Annotated in this window: 2 protein-coding genes; both read right to left on the bottom strand. The window is 73.1% G+C overall.

Annotated features, from left to right (window positions below; all coding sequences use genetic code 11):
• A partial coding sequence (locus G3N92_RS33145) for a uroporphyrinogen-III synthase (protein WP_241015184.1) occupies positions 1 to 663 on the bottom strand: 663 nt, incomplete at its 3' end.
• Positions 663 to 1631 carry a hydroxymethylbilane synthase gene (hemC, locus tag G3N92_RS33140; protein WP_206131730.1) on the bottom strand — a complete coding sequence of 323 codons (969 nt, stop codon included), beginning with the start codon at positions 1629 to 1631 and terminating at the stop codon, positions 663 to 665. The genes hemC and G3N92_RS33145, both read right to left, overlap by 1 nt.
• Positions 1632 to 2342: the final 711 nt, after the last annotated feature.

The following is a 2342-nucleotide window of genomic DNA, read 5'->3' as shown; positions in this document are numbered from 1 at the left end:
AACGACTCTCTTCCGCTCGGCCACGCCATCGACCTCGGCCCCGGCGTCGCGCAGCGCCGTGGAAAGCCATTCGCGGCCGCCGTCGCCGCGCACGATCAGCACGCGCTTGCCGGCCAACGGGCCGGATGCGGCCGAGGCCGCGGTTTCGTCGGAAGATTGACCGGCGGATTCGAGGGAGTCCGAAGCGATCGCGGCGGCGGCCGAAGCGCCCGATGCGCCGCCGTGCGCGGCGAACGCGCGCTCGATCTGCGCGAACAGGCTTTCGGAATCGTAGCGGGGGGCGGCGTCGCCCCCACCATCGGCGCCCTCGCCGTCCGGCCCGGCTTCGGGCGCGATCACGCGATGCGCGGGCGCCGCGATGCCGTGCCGCGCCAGCGCGGCCACGCTGCCCGGCCCGACCACGCCGATCGGCAGCGAATGCGGCCAGATCGCGTTGTAGCGCGCGAGCGCGCGATCGATCGCGTTCGGCGAGACGAACACCACCAGCGCATAGGCGTGGAGGCGCGCGAACGCGGCGTCGAGCGGCGCCGGATCCGCCACGGGCGCGATGTCGATCAGCGGGAAATCGAAAACGTCGATGCCGGCGGCCGCGAGTTGCGCGGCGAGCGCCGCCGATTGCCCCTCGGGCTTCGTCAGCACCGCCGTGAACGCGCGGGCGGCCATCAGGTTTGCGCTCCGGTCAGCGCCTCGATGATCTCGAACGCGCCTTGCCGCACCAGTTCGTCGGACACTTCGCGGCCGAGCGCGAGCGCCTGCTCGGGCGTGTCGATCGCCGCGCGGCGGCGGGCGCTCAGCACGCGCGTGCCGCTGACCGACGACACGCGGCCCGTCAATTCGAGCTGGTCGCCGTGCCAGACGGCGTGCGCCGCGAGCGGCACCGAGCAGCTGCCGCCCAGCGCGCGCGACACCATCCGCTCGGCTTCGGCGGCCAGCGCCGTGGGCTTGTCGTGCAGCGGCGCGAGCCAGCGCGCGACATCGGCGCGGTTCGACGCGATCTCGATGCCGAGCGCGCCCTGGCCTGCCGCGGGCGGGCTGGTTTCGACGTCGATCAGCGAGCGGATCCGTTCGCCGAGGCCGAGCCGCTTGAGGCCGGCCGCAGCCAGGATGATCGCCGCGTATTCGCCGCGATCGAGCTTGCCGAGCCGCGTGTCGAGGTTGCCGCGCAGCGGACGCACGTCGAAATCGAGATACTGCGCGCGCAGCATGGCCTCGCGGCGCAGGCTGGAGGTGCCGACGATGGCGCCCGTGGGCAGCTCGTCGAGCGAGGCGTAGTGATTGGAGACGAAGGCGTCGCGCGGATCCTCGCGGCTCATGATGGCCGTCAGCGCGAAGCCTTCCGGCAGCGACATCGGCACGTCCTTCAGCGAATGCACGGCCAGATCGGCGCGGCCGTCGGCCAGCGCATTCTCCAGTTCTTTGACGAACAGCCCCTTGCCGCCGACCTTCGACAGCGTGCGATCGAGAATCTGATCGCCTCGCGTCGTCATGCCGAGGATTTTCACGTCGCAAGCTGGATATAATTTGCGCAGCGCATCACGCACATGTTCAGCCTGCCACATCGCCAGGCGGCTCTCCCGCGAAGCGATCGTGAGTGTCGCCGGCGCGTCGGCCGTAAGAGTCTCGGAATTCATTGCAGCGGCATCGAAGGACGGGAACCAGGATCGGCCAATGGTAGCACGCACGCCCGTCCCCCTTTTACGGGCGGCGCGGCGCGCGAACACGGCCGCCCGCCGGCGGCCGGCATGATGCGCGGCGGCCCGCCGGCCGCCAGTCAGTACCGCAGTCAGTGCCCGAAGTCCCCTGCTCACTCGTGCTTTCCCAAGGAAACCCATCGTGAAGTCCTCCGGATCGGCGCGCACCGCGCGCCGCAATACTGCCTCGTCCACCGCCGACACCGAAACGACCGCCCCCGCACGCGGCGCATCGGCCACCCCGACAGCCACGAAGCCGGCCGCCAAGAAAGCCGTCAAGCCCGCCGCCACGGCCGCCGCGACGCAACCGGCCGCCACGAAGCCCCGGACCGCCCGCACCGCCGTCAAGCCGGCCACCCACCCCTACCGCCCCCCGCCCCTCCTCCCTGCCCAACAGAACGCCACACACCCCTCCCCCCGCCCCACCCCACCCCCCGCGCACACCACCCCCCCCACCCCCCCCACCACAGACCCCCCCCCCCCCGCCGCGGCGCCCCCGCCCCCCCCAGCCCCCCACGCCCCGCCGCCAAAGAACCCCCCACACCCCCCCCCCCCCGCCGCCGCCCGCCCCCCGGCCCCCCAGACCGCCCGCGCCCCCCCCCCCGCCCCCAACCCGCCCACCAAGGGTGGGAACGCCCCCAAGCCCGGGAA

This window comes from Burkholderia sp. Ac-20379 (assembly GCF_017104645.1).
In the GTDB taxonomy this organism is placed as follows: Bacteria; Pseudomonadota; Gammaproteobacteria; order Burkholderiales; family Burkholderiaceae; genus Burkholderia.
Note: the sequence above shows the minus strand (reverse complement) of the source record. Positions and strands in the feature narration are given on the sequence as shown.

What these genes read in the sequence shown, in the direction of transcription:
- hemC (WP_206131730.1), bottom strand. Translation starts at nt 1,631, where the DNA reads ATGAATTCCGAGACTCTTACGGCCGACGCGCCGGCGACACTCACGATC.